The organism is Rhizobium favelukesii, from assembly GCF_000577275.2.
In the GTDB taxonomy this organism is placed as follows: domain Bacteria; phylum Pseudomonadota; class Alphaproteobacteria; order Rhizobiales; family Rhizobiaceae; genus Rhizobium; species Rhizobium favelukesii.
Genome location: NZ_HG916854.1, coordinates 360,373 through 379,700, shown reverse-complemented (window position 1 = coordinate 379,700; position 19,328 = coordinate 360,373). Strand labels below are relative to the sequence as shown.

The 19,328-nt window shown below is 57.4% G+C and carries 22 protein-coding genes; 9 read left to right on the top strand and 13 right to left on the bottom strand.

Features of this window, described 5'->3' with window-relative positions; translation table 11 throughout:
- The first annotated feature begins 380 nt into the window (after nt 1–380).
- The gene (locus LPU83_RS75920; RefSeq protein ID WP_331000965.1) at nt 381–578 is read left to right on the top strand and encodes an ATP-binding protein; all 198 of its coding nucleotides are present in this window, start codon (nt 381–383) and stop codon (nt 576–578) included.
- A gap of 217 nt (nt 579–795) precedes the next feature.
- On the opposite strand, the gene LPU83_RS61840 is transcribed toward LPU83_RS75920, so the two are convergent.
- The 4 genes from LPU83_RS61840 to LPU83_RS61830 form a co-directional block, all read right to left on the bottom strand.
- Nucleotides 796–942 carry a DUF1127 domain-containing protein gene (locus LPU83_RS61840; protein WP_065814348.1) on the bottom strand — a complete coding sequence of 49 codons (147 nt, stop codon included), beginning with the start codon at nt 940–942 and terminating at the stop codon, nt 796–798.
- 359 nt (nt 943–1,301) lie between these two features.
- Complete coding sequence (locus tag LPU83_RS75440; protein ID WP_225040513.1) at nt 1,302–1,535, bottom strand: type IV toxin-antitoxin system AbiEi family antitoxin domain-containing protein; 234 nt, start codon at nt 1,533–1,535, stop codon at nt 1,302–1,304.
- Between the two features lie 203 nt (nt 1,536–1,738).
- The gene (locus LPU83_RS75435) at nt 1,739–2,107 is read right to left on the bottom strand and encodes an AbiEi antitoxin N-terminal domain-containing protein (RefSeq protein WP_245272563.1); all 369 of its coding nucleotides are present in this window, start codon (nt 2,105–2,107) and stop codon (nt 1,739–1,741) included.
- A gap of 131 nt (nt 2,108–2,238) precedes the next feature.
- Complete coding sequence (locus tag LPU83_RS61830; protein ID WP_024316506.1) at nt 2,239–2,619, bottom strand: nuclear transport factor 2 family protein; 381 nt, start codon at nt 2,617–2,619, stop codon at nt 2,239–2,241.
- 172 nt (nt 2,620–2,791) lie between these two features.
- On the opposite strand from LPU83_RS61830, the gene LPU83_RS75210 reads away from it, so the two are divergent.
- Nucleotides 2,792–2,914: a hypothetical protein gene (locus LPU83_RS75210; protein WP_258579705.1), complete on the top strand. Its 123-nt coding sequence runs from the start codon at nt 2,792–2,794 to the stop codon at nt 2,912–2,914.
- A gap of 122 nt (nt 2,915–3,036) precedes the next feature.
- Here LPU83_RS75210 and LPU83_RS61825 read toward each other — a convergent pair whose 3' ends face one another.
- The 3 genes from LPU83_RS61825 to LPU83_RS61815 form a co-directional block, all read right to left on the bottom strand.
- Entirely contained in the window at nt 3,037–3,348 is a 312-nt protein-coding gene (locus LPU83_RS61825; RefSeq protein WP_024316507.1) for an ASCH domain-containing protein, read from the bottom strand.
- 597 nt (nt 3,349–3,945) lie between these two features.
- Nucleotides 3,946–4,722, bottom strand: a complete 777-nt coding sequence (locus LPU83_RS61820) for an SDR family oxidoreductase (RefSeq protein WP_024316508.1) — start codon at nt 4,720–4,722, stop codon at nt 3,946–3,948.
- A 3-nt stretch (nt 4,723–4,725) separates the two neighbouring features.
- Complete coding sequence (locus LPU83_RS61815) at nt 4,726–5,052, bottom strand: hypothetical protein (protein WP_024316509.1); 327 nt, start codon at nt 5,050–5,052, stop codon at nt 4,726–4,728.
- 370 nt (nt 5,053–5,422) lie between these two features.
- On the opposite strand from LPU83_RS61815, the gene LPU83_RS61810 reads away from it, so the two are divergent.
- Nucleotides 5,423–5,815: a DUF6766 family protein gene (locus LPU83_RS61810; protein ID WP_245272564.1), complete on the top strand. Its 393-nt coding sequence runs from the start codon at nt 5,423–5,425 to the stop codon at nt 5,813–5,815.
- Between the two features lie 350 nt (nt 5,816–6,165).
- Here LPU83_RS61810 and LPU83_RS61805 read toward each other — a convergent pair whose 3' ends face one another.
- The 3 genes from LPU83_RS61805 to LPU83_RS61795 form a co-directional block, all read right to left on the bottom strand.
- Complete coding sequence (locus LPU83_RS61805; RefSeq protein ID WP_374046197.1) at nt 6,166–6,432, bottom strand: hypothetical protein; 267 nt, start codon at nt 6,430–6,432, stop codon at nt 6,166–6,168.
- 151 nt (nt 6,433–6,583) lie between these two features.
- On the bottom strand, nt 6,584–7,075 hold the full coding sequence (locus LPU83_RS61800; protein ID WP_024316512.1) for a BA14K family protein: 492 nt from the start codon (nt 7,073–7,075) through the stop codon (nt 6,584–6,586).
- 169 nt (nt 7,076–7,244) lie between these two features.
- Nucleotides 7,245–7,886 (bottom strand): metallophosphoesterase family protein, encoded by a 642-nt coding sequence (locus LPU83_RS61795; protein WP_024316513.1) that lies wholly within the window; start codon nt 7,884–7,886, stop codon nt 7,245–7,247.
- A 372-nt stretch (nt 7,887–8,258) separates the two neighbouring features.
- Here LPU83_RS61795 and LPU83_RS61790 point away from each other — a divergent pair, with 372 nt between their 5' ends.
- Complete coding sequence (locus LPU83_RS61790; RefSeq protein WP_024316514.1) at nt 8,259–10,196, top strand: elongation factor G; 1,938 nt, start codon at nt 8,259–8,261, stop codon at nt 10,194–10,196.
- A 306-nt stretch (nt 10,197–10,502) separates the two neighbouring features.
- Nucleotides 10,503–10,799: a GNAT family N-acetyltransferase gene (locus LPU83_RS74465; protein ID WP_331000964.1), complete on the top strand. Its 297-nt coding sequence runs from the start codon at nt 10,503–10,505 to the stop codon at nt 10,797–10,799.
- A gap of 243 nt (nt 10,800–11,042) precedes the next feature.
- On the opposite strand, the gene LPU83_RS61780 is transcribed toward LPU83_RS74465, so the two are convergent.
- Nucleotides 11,043–12,062 (bottom strand): LacI family DNA-binding transcriptional regulator, encoded by a 1,020-nt coding sequence (locus LPU83_RS61780; protein ID WP_024316515.1) that lies wholly within the window; start codon nt 12,060–12,062, stop codon nt 11,043–11,045.
- A gap of 219 nt (nt 12,063–12,281) precedes the next feature.
- Here LPU83_RS61780 and LPU83_RS61775 point away from each other — a divergent pair, with 219 nt between their 5' ends.
- The 4 genes from LPU83_RS61775 to LPU83_RS61760 all read left to right on the top strand — a co-directional run bounded on the left by LPU83_RS61775 (nt 12,282) and on the right by LPU83_RS61760 (nt 17,470).
- Nucleotides 12,282–13,874, top strand: a complete 1,593-nt coding sequence (locus LPU83_RS61775) for a sugar ABC transporter ATP-binding protein (RefSeq protein WP_024316516.1) — start codon at nt 12,282–12,284, stop codon at nt 13,872–13,874.
- Complete coding sequence (locus LPU83_RS61770; RefSeq protein WP_040680810.1) at nt 13,871–15,187, top strand: ABC transporter permease; 1,317 nt, start codon at nt 13,871–13,873, stop codon at nt 15,185–15,187. Before LPU83_RS61775 ends, LPU83_RS61770 begins: the two co-directional genes overlap by 4 nt.
- On the top strand, nt 15,184–16,152 hold the full coding sequence (locus tag LPU83_RS61765) for a substrate-binding domain-containing protein (protein ID WP_024316518.1): 969 nt from the start codon (nt 15,184–15,186) through the stop codon (nt 16,150–16,152). Before LPU83_RS61770 ends, LPU83_RS61765 begins: the two co-directional genes overlap by 4 nt.
- Before the next feature lie 334 nt (nt 16,153–16,486).
- Complete coding sequence (locus LPU83_RS61760; protein ID WP_024316519.1) at nt 16,487–17,470, top strand: dienelactone hydrolase family protein; 984 nt, start codon at nt 16,487–16,489, stop codon at nt 17,468–17,470.
- A gap of 65 nt (nt 17,471–17,535) precedes the next feature.
- Here LPU83_RS61760 and cax read toward each other — a convergent pair whose 3' ends face one another.
- The gene (cax, locus tag LPU83_RS61755; RefSeq protein WP_024316520.1) at nt 17,536–18,630 is read right to left on the bottom strand and encodes a calcium/proton exchanger; all 1,095 of its coding nucleotides are present in this window, start codon (nt 18,628–18,630) and stop codon (nt 17,536–17,538) included.
- A gap of 38 nt (nt 18,631–18,668) precedes the next feature.
- Entirely contained in the window at nt 18,669–18,902 is a 234-nt protein-coding gene (locus LPU83_RS61750; protein WP_342214012.1) for a potassium channel family protein, read from the bottom strand.
- Between the last annotated feature and the right edge of the window lie 426 nt (nt 18,903–19,328).

The following is a 19,328-nucleotide window of genomic DNA, read 5'->3' as shown; positions in this document are numbered from 1 at the left end:
TTGATTAATGGCTTATCCCGTTCACACAGGAGGGGAGCGGCAATAAAGCTCAAAGCGCTGTTCAGGCATTCCGAAAAGACGAGAAATCTCGCGGCGCTCGTCAGCGTCGTCAGCGTCGTCAGCGTCGTCAGCGTCGTCAGCGTCGTCAGCGTCGTCAGCGTCGTCAGCGTCGTCAGCGTCGTCAGCGTGAGACGTGACCTCGTGGCCGAAGATCCGTCAAGACATCGTGTGTACATGGATGTTGAGGTTGCGAGCGACATGCCGCCAGTTAGGTTCGATCGCGTACAGATCCAGCAGGGTTCTGATCAACCTCATTCGCAACGCCACGGACATCATGGTGAGTGACAAAGTCGTGAAGGTGCGCGTCCACCGACGGGGCGTTGAAATCCCTGACAGGATATTCGAACCATTCTTTACGACGAAAGGGCACGGAATGGGCATGGGGCTCGCCAATTTGTCGTTCAATTGTCGAATCTCACGAAGGAAGGATATGGGCGGAAAAGAATGAACCGCAGGGTGCTGTGTTTATCTTCACATTGCCGATCGAATCGGACGCCAGTCATGAACCCACCGCGTAAACGAAAAGACAGCCGGCGCTCAGAGTGTGAAATCCGGCAGATCCGGCCTCAGCGGGGGAAGCAGAGCGCTCAGTGCCAACGGTGGGCAACATGCGAGCAATGGGCTTGGCGGTGGCTCGGCAGAATTTCCCGACACCTTCGAAAGTAACTCTACCAAAAAAGAGCGTCTGTCAGAGGGCTGGCAGACGCTCGACACGTCGAAACTTTGGCGCTCGCCTTAGCGAGCAATCGCTGCCCGGGCGACACTGCGGATGTCCGCGCGTTCGATGCCAAGATCGAAGAGCTCGCGCGAGCTCATGCGGCCGAGTTCGGAGACCGTCTGACGGTATTTGCGCCAATTGTTGAAAGAGCGTGCTACGTTCATGATAATCCCCTTTCCTGGGCTTTCGAAGCAGAGCTGCCAAACCTTGGCGCCTTGTTTGCTTCGATGACTGTCATATAGGCGCATCCCTGATTGGCGAACAGCATCAAGGCTTCACGCCACCCTTGCGACAGGCGCATAGCGTGACCTGGTCACAATCGGTCCGTCCGCTCATTGCGAGTGACGGCCACAACTGCTGAACCACGAGCTTCGTGCTAGCAACGACGGGAAATGACTCGTCCTTGCCACTGCTCGACGATGCGGATCGGCGGGTATGACGGCGACGGCGCCTAACCCCTGGCGCTGACCGCGACCCATATCTTGCGAGGCATCTGAGCGGCATACATATCCTCCGGAACGGATCAGATACGTCGGGTCCAGACGTCCGCCTCGCACAAGCATGCGGCTTGCCTGTCCCGAGATCGATCGCGTCTTTGTTCAATTGCTTTCGCCAGGGAAGCTGATGGCGGTCCGCGAAGAAAAAACAGCCGTTTGACCTTGATGCTTTTGCAGTCAACCAGTCGCTTCTGAAGCCGCCGCGGGCTCAAGGTTGTAAGGCCCTCGATGGATTTTGTCAGCCTGATCGAAGCTCTCATGGTTAGGCAGTTCGCCCAGCATTTCGAGGACGGCGCGCTCGGGCGCCCGAGAGGGTGAGCGGCCATTCCCGTTGTCCCCAGGGCATCACGTTGAAGGAGCCGCGCCGACGATAGGGTCCGCGTTGATTTGACTTTTGTCTTTCACGTTCCAGGCCAGACTGGTCGTGCCGAACGTTGTCGGCTCATTGCGAAACAGCGCGTCGCTATTGTGATAAACGAACCTGGCTTCCAGAGGGAGCTTGTTCAGCCATGAGGGCGCCGGCTCGGGACCATAGTGATGTATCTGCTTTTCTTCCCGCCTGAGATAGTGTGAGAATCCGTGAAGGGACAGCGCTGTGCGGCCACCCACGAGGAAGGGTTGCCGTAGCAGCAGGGTTTGCAGCGATATGACGATGTTCCCAGAGGAGTTTGCCACCGGTCCTTCGGTACACGCCGTGAGCCACGCGCTCCAGCCACCCGTTCATGACGCATTTCCGGCAAAGCTGTGGAGAGTAGCCGTGGTCGCTCAGCCAGGCGGCGTCCACGACCAGCCCTTGCGGGAGTTCGCGCTGCAGGTGGTTTAGCTTTCCCATAAGTCGTCCATAGGGCTATAAAACACGACATTTCCAAACCGCTAGGATTTTCCGTAATTTCTATATCCCACCCCTGAATCTCATCTGGATCAACGGCGATCGGGTTGCTGTGCATCTATGATTACGTGATTTCATCCCACTCGCTCAACGAGATGCGCACGCGACGGTGCAGGGTCAAAATGAGCGGCGAAATATTGGGTTTCGTTGACCACCAGTCCCTCGCGGAATTCCATGATGCTGACCGCATAAGTTGGTATGCCGTCATAGGTAAGTACGAATTCGGTGACCCAGAGATCGCCGCCGCCGATAATTCGCCGGACCGTAAAATGCTTCTTGTTCGGCTGTACGAACCGGCTCTCTTGAATGTTGTGCCGTCCGCGAATCCGCTCGCCCGATTGCGGGTAATAAAGCACGGCATCCTCGCCGTAGATGTCATGCTCAACCTTGAAATCGCCCGCATCCGAGGCATCCCAATGGCGCTCCAGCGCCATGCGCACGGTTCGGTCATCCATCTCAAACTCCCATCTACGCTTCCGGCTACATTCGGAAGCCCTGAGTTCAACGTGTTGGAAATGGTTTTCTCAAACGTGGTGACATATTGCCGACCGCGCCAGTCATGTGTCGCCTCACCGTGCCGTTAACTGCGATCTCGTTTAAAGGTACGCCTGTCGGGAGCACCCCACAATGCGCGGATACTGGACCGTCACCCTCGTGGGATCCGAGCACCATCAAAGGCTGAACGATTTCGAGTTCATCTCTCGGATCGTTTCCTCTTACGAGCAGTCGATGCTACAGGCGACCGAATGAGGCTTCAAGCAAAGACTGCGGCAACAAACAGCTCCTTGGGTACCAGACGGCATCAAAGCGGCCAGTCTAGCAGACTTGAATTTGACGACGACCAGGCACCAAGCCTCCTCAGCCATACGCCTTTATGCAGACTCCCAACTGATGACGGTAACTTCGGATTCTGTCGATATGCAGGGATGTGCCGGACGAAGATTTTCAACCATTGCGTCGACGCTGAGAAACCCGCTCTGGACAAGTTCGTCCGAGCTCAGCCCCGATATGGATTTCCGTTCGACTGCAATGACATGCACCTTCGATGCTCCCCAGAAACCACTGGCAGATTTGATCTCAAGCGGCCCTGGTTTGATTGAGCAGTAACCGACCCGAACAGCAATGGTTTTGCTGCCACTCTCTACGGACTCCATATGGTTGTCCGCAATTGCCAGGTTTTGCATCACGTCTCCATTTAAGACCAACAGGGCACCACACGGAGGATCGGCTCGATCCTCTTTGCGGAGTATTATTCGGATATCGGTTGGAGGCCAAACGCAAATGCCGAATGGCAGCTATGCATGGCAACCGACGCGACCTGAGATAAGGGGCGGAAAGACGATGACTTCCAACTCAGCTGCGAGCTCTACATAAGCGGGAAACATGCCACGTAAAAATATGAGCGATTTACGATACGCTTGCCATGAGTTGGTGACGGTCATTCGGTCATTCGGTTTAGGACCCGACGCGCAAGCGCGTACTGTCGCAGTCGGTGTACGACCTCTGCGAATTTGTTCCGGATCTCGGATTGCTTGAAATCTTGGCTTGACAACCCGTCTTCCGCAAGAACCGTCTGTGCAATCTTTCCACGAGACTATATGGTCGACCACGACGACGGGGTCGGCATTGCGGAGGCGTCGAGTTGGCGAAGGATCGGCGTCGTTGTGCTAATGAACTGCAAAACTCAGCTATTCCTGTTCCTCGCGTTGAGATTTCACCCCGGTCAAAACCGCTTGTTTGGCAGATCGGTGCGGGCCCCCAGGAAAACTATCTTGCATCTCTCAGCTGAGAAGTCCTTGTCCGCCGTCGACGAAGACAGGCGAGCCGGTAATGTGTCGCGCTGCATCGCTCAATAGGAACATAATGATCTTGCCGACGTCGTTAGCCCGACCAGGATCACCACCAGTGATGGGCACGCTTCCCTCCGGCCAAATCACTGGGACCTCCGCCTCCTCGCGATGACGAATTTCGGTCGACGCCTCGATATTGGTCTCGATCGCTCCAGGACAGACCACGTTAATGCGGATGCCATGGCGGCCGAGCTCGAGCGCGAGCTGCTGTGTCATCGCAACCTGTGCCGCCTTCGTCGCACTGTACGCCGTAGCTCCCGGATTGGTGAAGGTTCTCACGCCATTGATCGAGGCAACGACCACAATCGATCCTCGTCCACGGTCCTTCATCAGCGGTACCGTCCTATTCAGCGTCAGGTAGGTTCCACGCAAATTGACGCGGATGGTGGCGTCCCATTCGTCCGGTGTGAGATCGTCGATTGGCGCCCAGACGCCGTTGATGCCGGCATTGGCGACCACAGCGTCGAGCCGACCGAAATCGCTCCTAATGGCCGTTATGGCGCGGTCCATATCTACTTCGGAGGCGACGTCTCCGTACACAGGTACTACCTTGCCACCCTGTTGTCGGAGTGTTCGAGCCAGGTTTTCCAGTGGTTCGTCATTAAGATCGAAGAGCGCGAGATCGTAACCCGACGACGCAAGAATTGTCGCTGTGGCGAGACCTATCCCGGAGCTCGCACCGGTGACGAACGCGACTGGCCGCGCCATCCGTCAGTCCCGCGATCCGGTGGGGTTTATGACGGAGACGGGATCGCTTGCCTCACAACTTTCCTCGAGGTCTTCGCCGACATCGTCGAGAAAAGGCTGTTCGTCCTCGAGCCAGCCCTGCTCGTTCCCGTCGTCCCCCTCGTCCCACAGATCGATGTCATTCCCGGTTCCGAACACAGCGAGTTGGACTATCAGCTTCTTTGCCCGCGGGACAGCGTCGCCACCTTCGGTCGCCATCCCAACGGAAACGCCATCACAACGCTTCCCCTGGAATTCAACGGTGAGGATACCATCGTTCAGATTGCCCACGTGGGCGTCGACAGGTTGCATGGGAGTTCTCCTCTGTCGCGAAACAATGCGGGAGAAGGCCGGTTGTTCCGGATGGCCTTCCAGCGCGGCGAAATTTAAAAATCAGGAACTATACCGTTTCGGCCATATTGTTTCGGCACGCCTTCGTCGACAATGGCCGCTTTCACAGCCGGCGAGCGGTGTTCTCGTTGCGAGGTTCAGCGATCGTGTCGGACACCTGTAACCAGTGCTCATTTTCCAAGCCGTAGGCCCTACGGACATAACGTTGGCCATCAGGCTTGCGATTGACGTCGAGCCTCCGCTTCCTTGCAATGAACTCAAAGCAAGTGGCTCGCGCCATTTATTCGCCTGCCGTCGAAAACGCGCATGGGCGTCAGTCGGAGACATCATTATGAAACGCTATGCTTACGATGGATTACAGCTATTTTCTTTCTCGTCTCAATCCTGGGACACTCGATTTTCGGTTGGTTCGCGTATGTTGATGAGACGATGCAACACGCGCAAGCTCCGCAATTTTCTGAATATGCAATCAGAACTCGCTCGCGACACTTTTGAAAATTGGCAATCGGAATTTCTACAGTTGATGTGGCAAGTGATGGGACTTGCTTATTTTCTCTATGTCGGCTCCCCCTCCTCTAAAGAGAATGACGATAGACTCGAGGCAAAGATCGACGAGTTGCTCAAAATAAACGCCGGTGAGAGAGGGGCTGAAATTGTTGCCGAACTTGACGAACGCTATCTGCGCGTTCACGGCCATGCCCGGCCGCATGCCCATCGCACCTGACAGAAGAAGCCATTCAACTTGCCTCCGCACCGCCGTTTTGCGGTCGTGAAAGCGCTGCCCTTTTCTCACGCGCCGAACCTGGCCCCGGGGGGCACAAGAAGCTCATCGCCGCCATGACGGATCTTCCAGATCGTCTGGTGCGCACTCAACGACCTTGCGACGGGGCCTGATGTCCTCGAAAAGCACGCTCTGTGCGCCCCCGCCGGCGCGCAACAGGTTTCTATCGCACGCCGACAAAGGCCACTCTCGTTTTTATCGTATTTGGGACCTTAACCGCCTGCTTCCGGCCGGTTGAAAATGAGAAGCCTGCCGACTGGGTGACAAACCGGCGACGGGCTGACCGAGGACCTTCATTCGATCCAATAGTCTTGCCCCCAGTTTTGATATGTGAGTTTTAGCGTCCCGTCTGGCTGGACGACATAGCGCTCGTTAATGCGGTAGCCGAACTTCCCGAGGAATGTGTTTTTGATGACAGTTCCTGGCCTATAGGGAGAATGAACTACCCTGCCGCCGTATGTCAGGCTTCCTGGAAGCGGCTGGATCTGCGCCGTTGAGGTGGTACAAGCTGCCAAAGCAATTGCGACCGTTGCGCTTTCAATCATTGGGATAATTCGCATTCGATGCTCCATGCGAGGACATCAAACAGCGGTTCTCTGCCAAGGTTCCACGGTTTGAAGGATAGGCGTCACTCGCCCATCATTCGTTGGTGCCGGGCTGCCCTTCCAGGTGACCGCTGTCCTCGGCGCGGTGGGCGTCAGGGAACGGATTCTAGTAAGGACCGATGCACTGGCGCCGGGGGCCGTAGTAAGGCTGAAACGTGTTGTCATATGCCCGATAGGATCGATATCGAGAATAACACCAGTCAACATGCGAGTAGCCAGAATAACTGGGCGAAGCATAATACCTCGGCTGAGCCAGCATGCCGCCAATAATCGCGCCTGTCGCCAGTCCGCCGAACAGCAGGCCGAAATCGTTGTAACCACCATAGTAGTTGCCGCGGCCATAGCCGCCATAGCGTCCATACCGGTAGCCACCATAGGGCCGATAGCCGCCGTGGTAGCTGCGGCCGTAGTTTCCATAACCGCCCCATGAGCCACCGTAATGTCGGCCGTATGCGCGGGGGAAGTGCCTGCGATATTGAATAAACTGTGGGTCCGAAGCTTGAAACGTCGGCCCGTTGAGGGATGGGAAAGCCTGCGCTGGCATCACGGTCGAAAATGCAGCCAACAGAGACAGGCTTAGGACTGCGAGCTTCCTCATTGTATTCACCATCTGCGTTGACAAGAAAACGGCCGAAACGGTTTTTTGTGCCACAGTCAACCATGGGTCACGCCAATGTGAACGGCCCCGCAGCAGCTATACAGTTCCGCGGCGCACGCCGCACTGACGGGCAGTCTTGTAGATGGCGCAAGGAACGGCCGAGATTAGTTCAAGTCTTCACCTCAATGAACTCAATCGGAGCTCCCGGGACATCATCGTCGAAGACTGCACATGAGAGCCTTCCATCGAAGACACATGCGCTGTCGACGTTGGTTCTATTGCCGATCGTTCGGGGATTGTGGGCTGAGGGGGTATGGCCATGAACGAGGTGCTTGCCCCAGAATTCGTTGGAGTCGGAGGGAGTGAACCGTGTCCACATCAGATCGTGGGGTGTCTGATCCTCCAGATAGACACCGTCTTTAACCCCGGCATGTACGAACATGCGGTACTGATCCGAGTGGATGAGCGGCAGCCTATCGGCCCAATCTAAATGAGCCTGAGGAATGAGCCCGCCGTAGGACTGGATCGTCTCGATGCCACCGCTTGCAAGCCACCAGGACTCTTCGTAGCGGCCCTCCGTCGCACCCACCATCATGTCTTCGTGGTTGCCCTTAAGTGCAATCCATTTCCACTCCGGCGACTTAGGGCCGGCAATCAGTCTCTCGACAACGCCCCGGCTATTAGGTCCCCGGTCGACATAATCCCCGAGGAAAATGACAGTCCCGCGCCCATAGGGTTCGATCCAGCGAAGCATCGCCTCCAGTTGCGTGAGGCATCCGTGTATGTCGCCGATAGCAAACGTGAATCTCATGCTCCAACCCTTTCTATCTGAATGACTTTGCCCTTTCGAACGATCGGTCGCCGGGACGGAAATAGTGCGTCTGCGTTGGACTCCGCGTGGACCGTCTCACCGTCGCGAACGAGATGCCCGTTGCAATATACGAGGAGATGGGTTGTGACAGCCCTCAGTGCTTCGAGCTCGGTCGGGAAAACACGTGAGCGTGATCATTAATTCGGTACTGCTGGTGGCGCTTGACGGTTCCGGTGCTCCATGTTTACAACTGACGAGCGCTCCTTGGAAGGCGAGGTTCGCGGTATCCGACAGTAGCCGACCTGGAGGTCCCAATGCGCCGAGTCACTTCTCAAAAAACTCAAGTCCGAAATTTTGAGAAGCTGATGAGACATGCGCACATTAAATCTGGGCATCCTCGCCCATGTGGATGCAGGCAAAACGAGCCTTACGGAACGACTCCTTTTTGACACCGGCACAATCGACAAGCTCGGCAGCGTCGATACCGGTAGCACGCAGACAGACAGCCTTGAACTCGAGCGACAGCGTGGCATCACGATTGCGGCCGCTGTGGTTTCCTTCACGCTCGGCGACCTCGTTGTAAATCTCATCGACACGCCCGGACATCCGGATTTCATCGCCGAGGTCGAGCGGATACTTCAATTACTCGATGCTGCCGTGGTTGTTGTCTCGGCAGTGGAGGGCGTTCAGGCCCAGACGAGAGTCCTGGTTCGGGCGTTGCGGCGTCTCGGTGTTCCGTTCGTTTTCTTCATCAATAAGATCGACCGCCTCGGGGCGCGTTATTCAGAAATCGTAGGGGATATCGCCAGCCAATTGTCGGTTCGACCCGTCGCAATGTCAGCCGTCACGAATGCCGGTGGCCGACACGCGAAGGTGGAGGGTGTCGATATGATGCAGGAGCCTCATTTCTCTGCTTTCTGCGATGCCCTTGCTGTCGAGGACGAAACTCTTCTCAGTGATTTCATTTTGGCCCCCGAAAGTCTGACTATCGAGAGGCTCAGAGCAGCTCTTGCGGACCAGGTTGCGAAGTGTCTTTTGCATCCGGCATTTTGCGGAACCGCGATGACCGGCATCGGTATTACGGACCTGATTGCAGCGATCGAAACCCTGCTGCCAGGCCGAAATCCTGACCCTCTAGGACCGGTCGAAGGAAAAATCTTCAAGATCGAACGCGGATGGGGCGGAGAAAAACTCGCATATCTCAACCTGACCTCTGGTAGGGTCGCGATGCGCGACTATCTCGAACTGCCGGCCGGCGCGGCCAAGGTGGCAACCATGCAAGTCTTCAGCGAGGGTCGGCTGGAGAAGGTCAATCAGGTCAGTGCTGGACAGATCGCCAAGATCGGCGGGCTTGCCAATGCCCGCATTGGCAATGAGGTGGGAGCCGGTAGGAACACAACCGTCGGCTTTCATTTCGCGCCACCTACTCTTGAGACCCGCGTTCGTCCGCGGCGGCCATCTGACATTTCAGCACTTTGGTTGGCGCTTCAGCAACTCTCAGAGCAAGACCCGCTTATCAATCTGCGCATAAATGGCGACACCAGCGAGATGTTCGTCTCGCTCTACGGCGAGGTGCAAAAGGAGATTATCCAGGCCACATTGCAAAACGACTTCGCCCTCGACGTCGCGTTTGAGGAAAGCATGACTATCTGCGCCGAAAGGCTTGTCGGCACCGGGAGCGGGCTTGAGATTATATTTAAGGAGCCAAACCCATTTCTTGCGACGATTGGGTTGCGTGTCGATCCGCGGCCGGAAGATGCGGGCAATAGTTTCGCGCTGGAAGTGGATGTCGGGCAAATGCCGGTGAGTTTCTACCGAGCGGTCGAAGAAACCGTTTTCGAGACGCTCAAAGCGGGCATCTACGGTTGGCAGGTAATCGATTGCCATGTGGCCATGACAGCCGCGCGGCATTCTTCCCCTTCCAGCACCGCCGCCGACTTTCGAAAGCTGACGCCATTGGTACTGGCGACCGCTCTATCATCTGCGCATACAGTCGTGTGCGAGCCGGTTGATCGTTTCCTTCTCGAGGTACCGGCGGCAGCATTAACTGCCACTCTCACGCTGCTTGCACAATGTGGCGCGTCCCCCAAAGGACAGCTGATCAGCGGCGGCATAGCCCGGTTGGAGGGAACGATAACATCCGCGATGGTTCAGACCGTTCAACGACAGTTGGCGGGACTGTCGAGCGGCGCGGGCGTGCTGGAGAGTTCCTTTGATCACTATGCTCGAAAATCTGGCTCAACGGCTTCGCGGCCACGTTCGGGTGCCGACCCGTTTGATCGGGCTGACTACCTACAGAGGACGCGATGAGGCTTCAAACGTTGCGGCGGGGCTCTACTGGTCGCAACGATATCGTTCAAGTCTGCGAAGGTCGACAGCACCCAAAATGCGCGATCTGCGGACTTGGCGATTTGAAATGCGCACAGCTTGCAAGGTTCCTCGCAAGGTATCTGCTGTGTTGCGGGAGTGAGGAGCACAATGATCCACCAGTTACGAAGCGACGACGAAGCACAATGGCGTGCGCTATGGACGCAATATCTTGGGTTCGACGACAGCGTTCTTGATATCGCTATCCATGATGGAACGTAGTCCCGCCTATTAGACGAAGGCGAACGGGTGCACGGTGCACTGCCGGTTGTGGACGCTGAGGCGGTGGGCTCTGTGCACTACGTCTTCCACCCTTCGACCTGGAGCCTCAACGACGCCTGTTATCTACAGGACCTTTTTGTCGCACCGACGATGCGCGGGGGCATTGGTCGAGCGCTGATCTCTCATGTGTGTGCAGAGGCGGCGGTTGCTGGATCGTCGCGTGTTTACTGGCAAACGCAAGAGGACAACGCAGCAGCGATTGCGCTTTGTGACAAAGTTGCCGAACGCTCGGGCTTACATTCAATTCCGAAGCCGGTCGTCTGATGGTCTGCTGAACAGAGCCAACTCCTGACTGCGAAGTTATCATTTGACCGCTCGGTCCAGAAGCTGTCGCTGGCGACATCTGCGACAGCGATGATCGCTGTCCACTCTCTCATGGGTCGCTGAGGTCCATCATCTTTGGAGTTGAATGACCAGTGCTTCGGCTGCCATCGTATTGCTGTTGGTGCTCGATTTCGCCCTTCTTATCGCACGCGCTCTGTTCAGTAAGCAATCTCGATCCGAGGATCAGGTCGTGGCGTGAGGCGCAATCAGCGGAAACGGCCGGCAGGAATCGCGGATTATCAACCGCCCCTGAAGCATGAGGCGACGTGGCGGTTCCGTTCCTTTTCCCGAGAGCCGGTCGATGATCAGTTGTGCCGCCTGTTCACCGATGGTCTGCACCGGTTGAGCGATCGTTGTCAGATGAGGCTGGAAAACGTCGGCCCAAGGAAAGTCGTCGAAACTGACGACGGAGATGTCGTCCGGGCACTTGAGCCCAATGTCGCGAATGGCTTTCATCACACCGATGACCATCAAGTTGTTTGCCGAAAAGATAGCGCTCGGACGATCGGCACTGGTGAGAAGTTGCATCGCCGCCTTATAGGCATCCTTCTCTCGAAAATTGCCTATTTGCACAAGTTTCTCATCGAAGGGCAGAGCCGCTGCGTCGAGCGCGGCGCGGTAACCAGCAAGGCGTTCGCGCCCAGTGGATGTCTCCAGAGATCCCGAGATATAACCGATACGGCGATGCCCAAGTTTCAGCATGTAGGAAGTGGCGTCCAGAACGGCGCGCCAGTTGTCGAGAATGACCGCATCGGTCTCGATCCCGTCGCAGAGCCGATCGATCAGAACGGTTGGCACGCTGGCGGCGGCAAGGATCCGCTTCAGATGAGCATCCTCGCCCGCCGGCGCGATGATCAGTCCATCGACCATACGGTCGAGAAGCAGCTCGATCTGCTCGTCCTGAAGGTTGATATCCTCGTCGTTGCAACAAAGCATTACCGCGTATCCGGCGCGGTGCAGGACATCCTGGATGACAGCGACGACATCGGTGAAGAAGGGGTTGGTGATATCGGCGACCATCAGTCCGATGGTCCGTGTCGTTCCAATCTTGAGGCTGCGGGCGATGGTGTTGCGCTTGTAACCGATCTCCTGGATTGCCGTCTCGATGCGGCTGCGAAGCTCAGGGCTTACGGGCGTCGACCCGTTGACGACAGCCGAGACCGTCGCGACCGAAACTTTAGCCGACTGCGCAACATCCAACATGGTCGGCGATTTTCTGGTGCTGTTGCGCCGCTGCTGCATTTCTTCACCGAAACGTTTCAAGATGTGGCTCGATGGAGTGTATTTCACGAAGCAAAATTGCGCAATATTGGCACGGAAGACAGCATTTTCGGCTTATTGACATAATCTAAACGTTTCGAATAAGATCGGTTTCGATCAGAATAAATCGTCGGATGTAGGCGCAGGGAGGCTGCCAACGTCATGCGCGATGATAGTTCGAAGCCATTGTTTTCGGATGATGTCAGCGCCGCAGCCCAACCCGCGGTGCTGACGGCGGAATCCATTTCCAAGACCTTCGGTGCCATCAGCGCCCTCAAGGACGTCCGTTTCGAACTCAGACTCGGCGAGATTCACGCGCTGATGGGCGAAAATGGCGCCGGCAAGTCGACGCTGATGAAGATCCTTTCGGGCGTCTATCAAGACTACGACGGTATTGTTTGTATCAACGATGCCCCTGTCCGGTTCACAAGTGTTAGGGACGCGGAAGCCGCCGGCATCGCGATCATCCATCAGGAACTGAATCTCGTTCCCGACCTTAGCGTCGCTGACAATATCTTTCTCGGTAGGGAGCGGCTGATCGCCGGCCTGTTCGTGGACCGCAAGGCAAGCCTGGAGGCAGCACGGCTTCTGCTGCGGCGCCTCGGCATAGAGCTCGACCCGGAACGGCGGGTCTCGTCTTTGCGGGTGGGCGAACAGCAACTGGTCGAGATCGCCAAGGCGCTTTCGATCGAAGCTCGCATCCTTATCATGGATGAGCCAACATCGGCGCTTTCGCCTGGCGAATGCGAGCGGCTATTTAAGATCATGCGGAAGCTTGCCGCCGGCGGCGTTGGAATCGTATATATTTCTCATCGGATCGACGAAGTCATGCATCTTAGCGACCGCGTCACGGTATTTCGCGACGGCCGCCATGTCTGGACCAAATCGATCGGCGAGCTGGACGAAGACACCGTCATCGCTGCCATGGTCGGCCGCAATCTGCTGGAAGCGACGCGTGGTGATCACCGCCCCGGCGAGTTCCCCGTTCTTTCCGTTGATGGACTGTCTCTTTCCGTCGCTGAGCGACACGGGTGGCGCAACGTACTGAAGGGCGTGAGCTTCGAGGTAAGCCCGGGAGAGATTCTCGGCATCGGTGGGCTGCTCGGTGCCGGCCGAACCGAAATCCTTGAGACGATCTTCGGGTCCAGCGACGGGCGTCGCGGCGGTGAAATCCGGATAGACGGAAGGCTCGTCGACATTCGTTCCCCGCTTGATGCGCGCCGGCTCGGTATGGCGCTCGTGACCGAGGACCGCAAGACCCAAGGGCTGCATCTTCGCGATTCGATAGCAGACAATGTCGCGCTGCCTCTGGTGGGCCGGATCGCACGCTTCGGCATTCGCGCGTTCAACGCGGAAGCTGCGCTGGCTCGCAGAGCTGTCGAAACGCTCGGCGTGCGTTGCGGTGGGATCAAACAGCTGGCCGCTACGCTGTCCGGCGGAAACCAGCAGAAGGTGGTAATCGCAAAGTGGCTGGCCACCAGGCCCCGTATCCTGCTTCTCGACGAGCCGACGCGCGGGATTGACGTCGGGGCGAAACGCGAAATCTACGATCTCATCTTCAAGCTCGCAGCAGAGGGCCTTGCCATCGTCGTCGTCAGTTCGGAAATGCCGGAGCTTTTGCATCTTGCTGACCGTATCCTGGTGATGGCCGAGGGCCGTCGGACAGGCCTCCTCACACGTGCGGACGCAAGCGAGGAGCGGATAATGCAGCTTGCCGCGCCGCGCAGCGCAAGACACGGAAGGCCAGCGGCATGACCGTCCTGAAGCTGATCTCCCGAACCAAACTCTATTGGGGCCTAATTGCCATCTTTCTGATCGGAGTCCTCTGGTCGCCGGTGACCTCTTCGGGAAAGAACATTTTCCTGTCTTCGGGCAATCTTCTCGACGTTTTGCGGCAGGTATCGACGACCGGGCTGATTGCGACCGGCATGACTGCAGTCATCATCACCGGCGGCATCGACCTTTCGGTCGGATCGCTGATGGCCATCTGCAGCGTGGTCTGCGCTATGCTGCTGACCGTGTCCGGCGTGACGCCTGCCGTGTTCCTAGGCTTGCCTGCCGTCGGGCTTGCGGCATTGCTGGTCGGCGCAGTCGTCGTTCGGTTCATCTTCGTAAACCTGGCAAAGTTGCGGAAAGAAGGCATCAGCAATCGAGAGATCCGGCTGGATCGCATGCGCGGCACGGTCCTGCCTGCCGCTGCCGGCCTCCTTCTTTGTGGGCTGCTACTCACATTCCTCTTGCCGCAGATACAGACGAAATTTGGTGTTCTCGGCGTTTTGCTGGTCGCACCCGCCGTCGGCCTTCTCTTCGGCGCGATCAACGGTGTCGTTATCGTCGCGGGCCGCCTCCAGCCCTTTATCGTTACGCTGGCAATGATGGTATCGGCGCTCGGCGTCGCGCGGCTGACCGCCGGACAGAACAACGCCGTGCTCCCGGTTTACACTGGATCGAATGCGGCTGGGGAATTCGATATGCTGAGGCAGCTTGTGTTCGGCATTGTGCCGATGCCCGGCATACTTTTCATTGTCGCGATCATCGTTTACGGCGCCGTTCTGCGGCTGACCCCCTTTGGCCGCTACGTCTATGCAATCGGCGGCAACGAAGAAGCGGCAAGACTTTCCGGCATCAATGCGGGTCGAGTGAAGATCGTCGCCTATGCAATTTCGGGCCTGCTCGCCGGCGTCGCAGCAGTGCTCTACGTGGCACAATATCGGCAGGGAAAGCCGGATGCCGGTGCGGGGCTCGAGCTAGATGCAATCGCCGCCGTCGTCATCGGCGGCACCAGCCTCATGGGCGGCAGGGGCAGCCTCGCGGGCACTTTTTGCGGTGTGCTGATCTTCGGACTTCTGTCGAACATCCTGCAACTCCACAACATCAATTCCAATCTTCAGCTGGTGCTGAAGGGCGTCATCATTATCGGCACTGTGCTCGTCCAGGAGCGGAATGTCGGCGATATTCTCGCCCGTCTGCGGCTTTCGGGCCGCCGTCCGGCGCAAAGGGACGCGTCCGCAGAGGAGCGGGCGTCGAGAGACACTGTGTCTCTAACATTGGGAGGAAACGAAAAATGAAACGTCGCGACATCATGAGACTGGCCGTCCTTGCCGCAGCGCTTGCCGCAACGACTGCCATGCTTCCCTCGCGAGATGCCCTTGCCCAAGACAAGAAGTGGCGCATCGGCTTCTCTCAAGCGACCACGATCGAGCCCTGGCGTGCGCAGTTCAACAAGGACATCGTCGCCGAAGCTGCCAAACACCCTGAAGTCGAGCTGATTATCACCGATGGCGAAGACAAGACCGAGAAGCAAGTGGCCGATGTCGAAAACCTGATCCGTCAGGAAGTGGACGCGTTGCTCGTCTCGCCAAAGGAATCTGCGGGACTGACGGGCGTCGTCCAGCAGGCGATCGATGCAAAAATTCCCGTGTTCGTCCTCGACCGCAATGTCGACACGGACAAATACAATCAGTTCGTCGGCGGGGATAACAAACTGATCGGCCGCGCGGCGGGGGAATACGCCGTCGAGTTGCTGGGTGGGAAAGGCAAAGCGCAGGGCAACGTCGTGGAAATCTGGGGAGGGATGGGAACACAGCCGGCGCATGACCGCCATGACGGTTTCCATGAGTTCACGGACAAGGAGCCTGGCATCAAGAACCTGTTGGATCAACAGTCGGGCGATTGGAAACAGGACCAAGCCTATAATATAATGGCGACGGCGCTGCGCAATAATGAAAAGATCGATCTGGTATATGGGCACAACGATCCCATGGCTTACGGCGCCTATCTTGCCGCTAAGGATGCAGGCCGGGAAAAGGAAATCAAATTCATAGGCATTGACGGCCTGCCTGGCGAAGGCGTGACCTGGGTGAACAACGGCGAACTCAGCGCGACTTTTCTCTATGCGACGCCGGGTGCCGAAGGTCTACGTCAGGCGATAAAGTTCCTGAACGGTGAGAAGGTCGAGAAGACGGTGACGCTCGACACAATGAAAATCACCAAGGACAACGCCGCACAGATCATGAAGGACAACGGGCTTTAAACAATGCCGGGGCGGGCGGCTTGCCGCCCAACCCTGCAGGTGCCGTCGGTCAACGAAGAAGGGCTCGTCACTCATTTACGCACACGGGCCCTTCAACGCATTGTGTTCTCTGCTTTGGGCCTTCGGCTTCTTCCGAATTGTTCAAATTCGGCTTCCCAACCATTAATTCAACGGAGTTCGGCAGCAAATGCCACCAGACATCGGATGAATGACTCTTGCGCCACAAGAAGGGCTTGCTGGTTGGCTGGTATCATCAGTCCGACTCAAGTTGATGGAGTCATGTGGTTTGGCGGCTTAACGTGCTAAGTTGAGCGCCAAGTCGGAGGTGCTTGACATGGCACGTTTTATCGGAGCCGCCCTCACTCTGTTCATCCTGACACTGTTCGCATCGCAAGGACACGCCGGGGAAGTCCGGCCGAAATTTCCGCCAGACGAGAGGTTGAACGTTCCGTCGCTCACCCTGACGGACGAGCAGTTCCTGGAGGGAGACACGGCGAACGGGGTTGCTGTGACGTTGACGGGCGAGCTTCGATTTCCCAGTTGGGATGAACATCTTCCAGCCGTCATTCTGCTCCACGGCTCCAACGGCGTGAAGAGTGGGTCGGCATCCCGATGGGCCGAATTTCTCAACAGAATGGGCATCGCCACGTTCCGCCTTGATAGCTTCGGCGGTCGAGGCATAGACCAGGTCGAGACAGATCAGTCGCGGCTGAGCCCTTTCGCACAATTCTACGACACCTATCGCGCCGTCGACGTGCTCGCGGCCCACCCGCGGATCGATCCATCACGCATCGCCGTGATAGGCTTCTCGCGCGGTGGCTCCGCAGCGCTCTATACCAGCATGCGGCGTTTCCAAGCTCTCCATGGGCCGACAAAGGCGCGCATTGCCGCACATCTTTCGTTCTATCCTGCGTGCAACATTCACTTCGTCGATGAACTCGACATTGCCGACGCACCAGTCCGCGAATTCCACGGCGCGGCGGACGACACGACCCTGGCTGCGACGTGCCTTGATTACATCACGCGCCTCAACGCCGCCGGAAAGGACGCTGTCATGACCGAGTATCCCGGCGCGCACCACGGATTCGATAACCCGGATGCGCGGTTCGTTTCCGTTATTCAAAGCGCACAATCGTCTCGCAATTGTCAGCGCCGCGAGGAAGACGGCAAGGTACTCAATGTCGAGACTGGCAAGCCCTTCACCTTCAATGATGCTTGTGTGGAACTCGGTTCGACCGTGGGTTACGACAAAGCTGCGACCGAGGCGGCACAAGCCACGGTGAAGAGGTTTTTGACGGGAGTATTTCGCCCCAACTGATCAAACGCCGGGAGCCTGGCGGCAACGGCGCGCAGTATCACGCAGGCGCGAGGGGCAACTCCGGCCTACTGGCTATGTGGAGGCAACAAATACAGCGTCATGGCGAGGATGAGGTAAACCATCAGCATCAGCACGCCGACAAACCACGTCGATCGGCCGCTATTTGTAACGATGATCGCAGTCATCATGGCAATTATTATCATGACGACCACCCCTGGCCAGAATTGCAGATCCATCGGAGTGGGGCCGATCACATAGCTGAGAAGCACGAGGGCCGGAGCGACGAAGAGGGCGATCTGCGCGGCGCTGCCGAGAGCTATTCCGACACTCAAGTCCAGCCTGTTTTTGCGGGCCGCCGAAAAGGCGGAGGCCATCTCCGCCGCTCCGCCGACCAGCGCAACGACGATAAAGCCGACGAATGCCGGGGTCATCCCGAACGTCTCGGCAGCCACCTGAACGGATTCGACGAATATTTCACTGACGAGCCCCACCATCACCGTCACTCCGGCAAGCGTGGCGAGGGCCACCTTTAGGGGCCAAGGGGCGTGCTCCTCCGCGACTTCCTCCGTGGCACCGAACAGTTCGCGGTGGGTTCTCAGCGAAAAGAGGAGGCCCAGCCCATAGGCTACGATGAGGAGCACCGACAAGCCGACACTCAGTTGCTGCAGGAATTCCGGCGCGGCCTCAGAACCGGCCGAGCCGACGGCCGAAGGGATGATCAAGGCAACCGTCGCCAGAAACAGCAGGCTGGTTTGCAGACGGGCGTTCCCGCGGTTGTAGTCCTGGACATGGTGTTTCAATCCGCCAAGCAAGAACGACGCCCCCAAGAGGAATAGCGTGTTGGCGACGATAGCTCCGGCCACCGAGGCCTTCACCAAGGTGAACTGGCCAAGGCGTAGCGCGGTAAGTGCAATGATAAGTTCGGTGAGGTTACCAAGCGTTGCATTGAGAAGCCCGCCAACGGCATCCCCGGTTTTGGCCGCCACGGATTCCGTGGCGTTGCTGAGCAAGGTAGCCAAAGGGATCACCGCCAAAAGCGACAGCAGGAAAAGAGGTGTGTGCGCACTCGGGCTGATTTTCTGCGCTGCAATCACGACAGGCACCATGACGAGTAGCCATAGGAGCCGGTTCTGTCGGATTTCATTCCATACATAGCTCATAGAAGCCTCCTTGATGAAAGGACGCACCGACGTCGCGTTCACGAGTTGGGATCGATCCCCGCCCCGCGCAGTGCCTGCACGCTGACTGCCGCGACAAGCCCGGTAATGACGATGCCGGAAAAGCCGATGACGACTGCCAGAACGGGCGATGAAAAGAGGTGCGGCGTCATATCCCCGTAGCCAATCGTAAGGCCAGTCACGAGGGTGAAATAGAGGGCGTCGGTCAACGACCAGCCTTCTGTTCGTCCGGCGGGAAGCTCGCATGCGACCATAACCATGAAGATCCCTGACAGGATCGGCCACAACACAAGCAACAAACGAAACGTCGACCTGAAAAATGCGCGTCCGGTCTGGCTATGTCCCATCGCACGCCCCCTTGATGATAGGAAAGTCTATTTTTCGACCACTTCTGTCCTTCGGCTTTCAGGCCGGTTAAGCCACTGGCTAGGGCCGCAGATCGTAGCATTGCGCCCTTCGGCTCCCGATTTGGCATGTCGGTGAGAAATGGAGCCGATAGTGCGCCTGCTTCATGCATTCGTTGAAGGCCTTGAGATCGGGCGGGTCTCTCCAAAGGTATGTAAGGTCGCAGTGTTTCCGAACGTCGACGAAGTCATCGCTCTTCTCCGCGGCATTGACGGACACGGCGGCGGTCGCAGCAGCCACGAACATCATGCGCCTTGACCAATCAAGTTCATCCG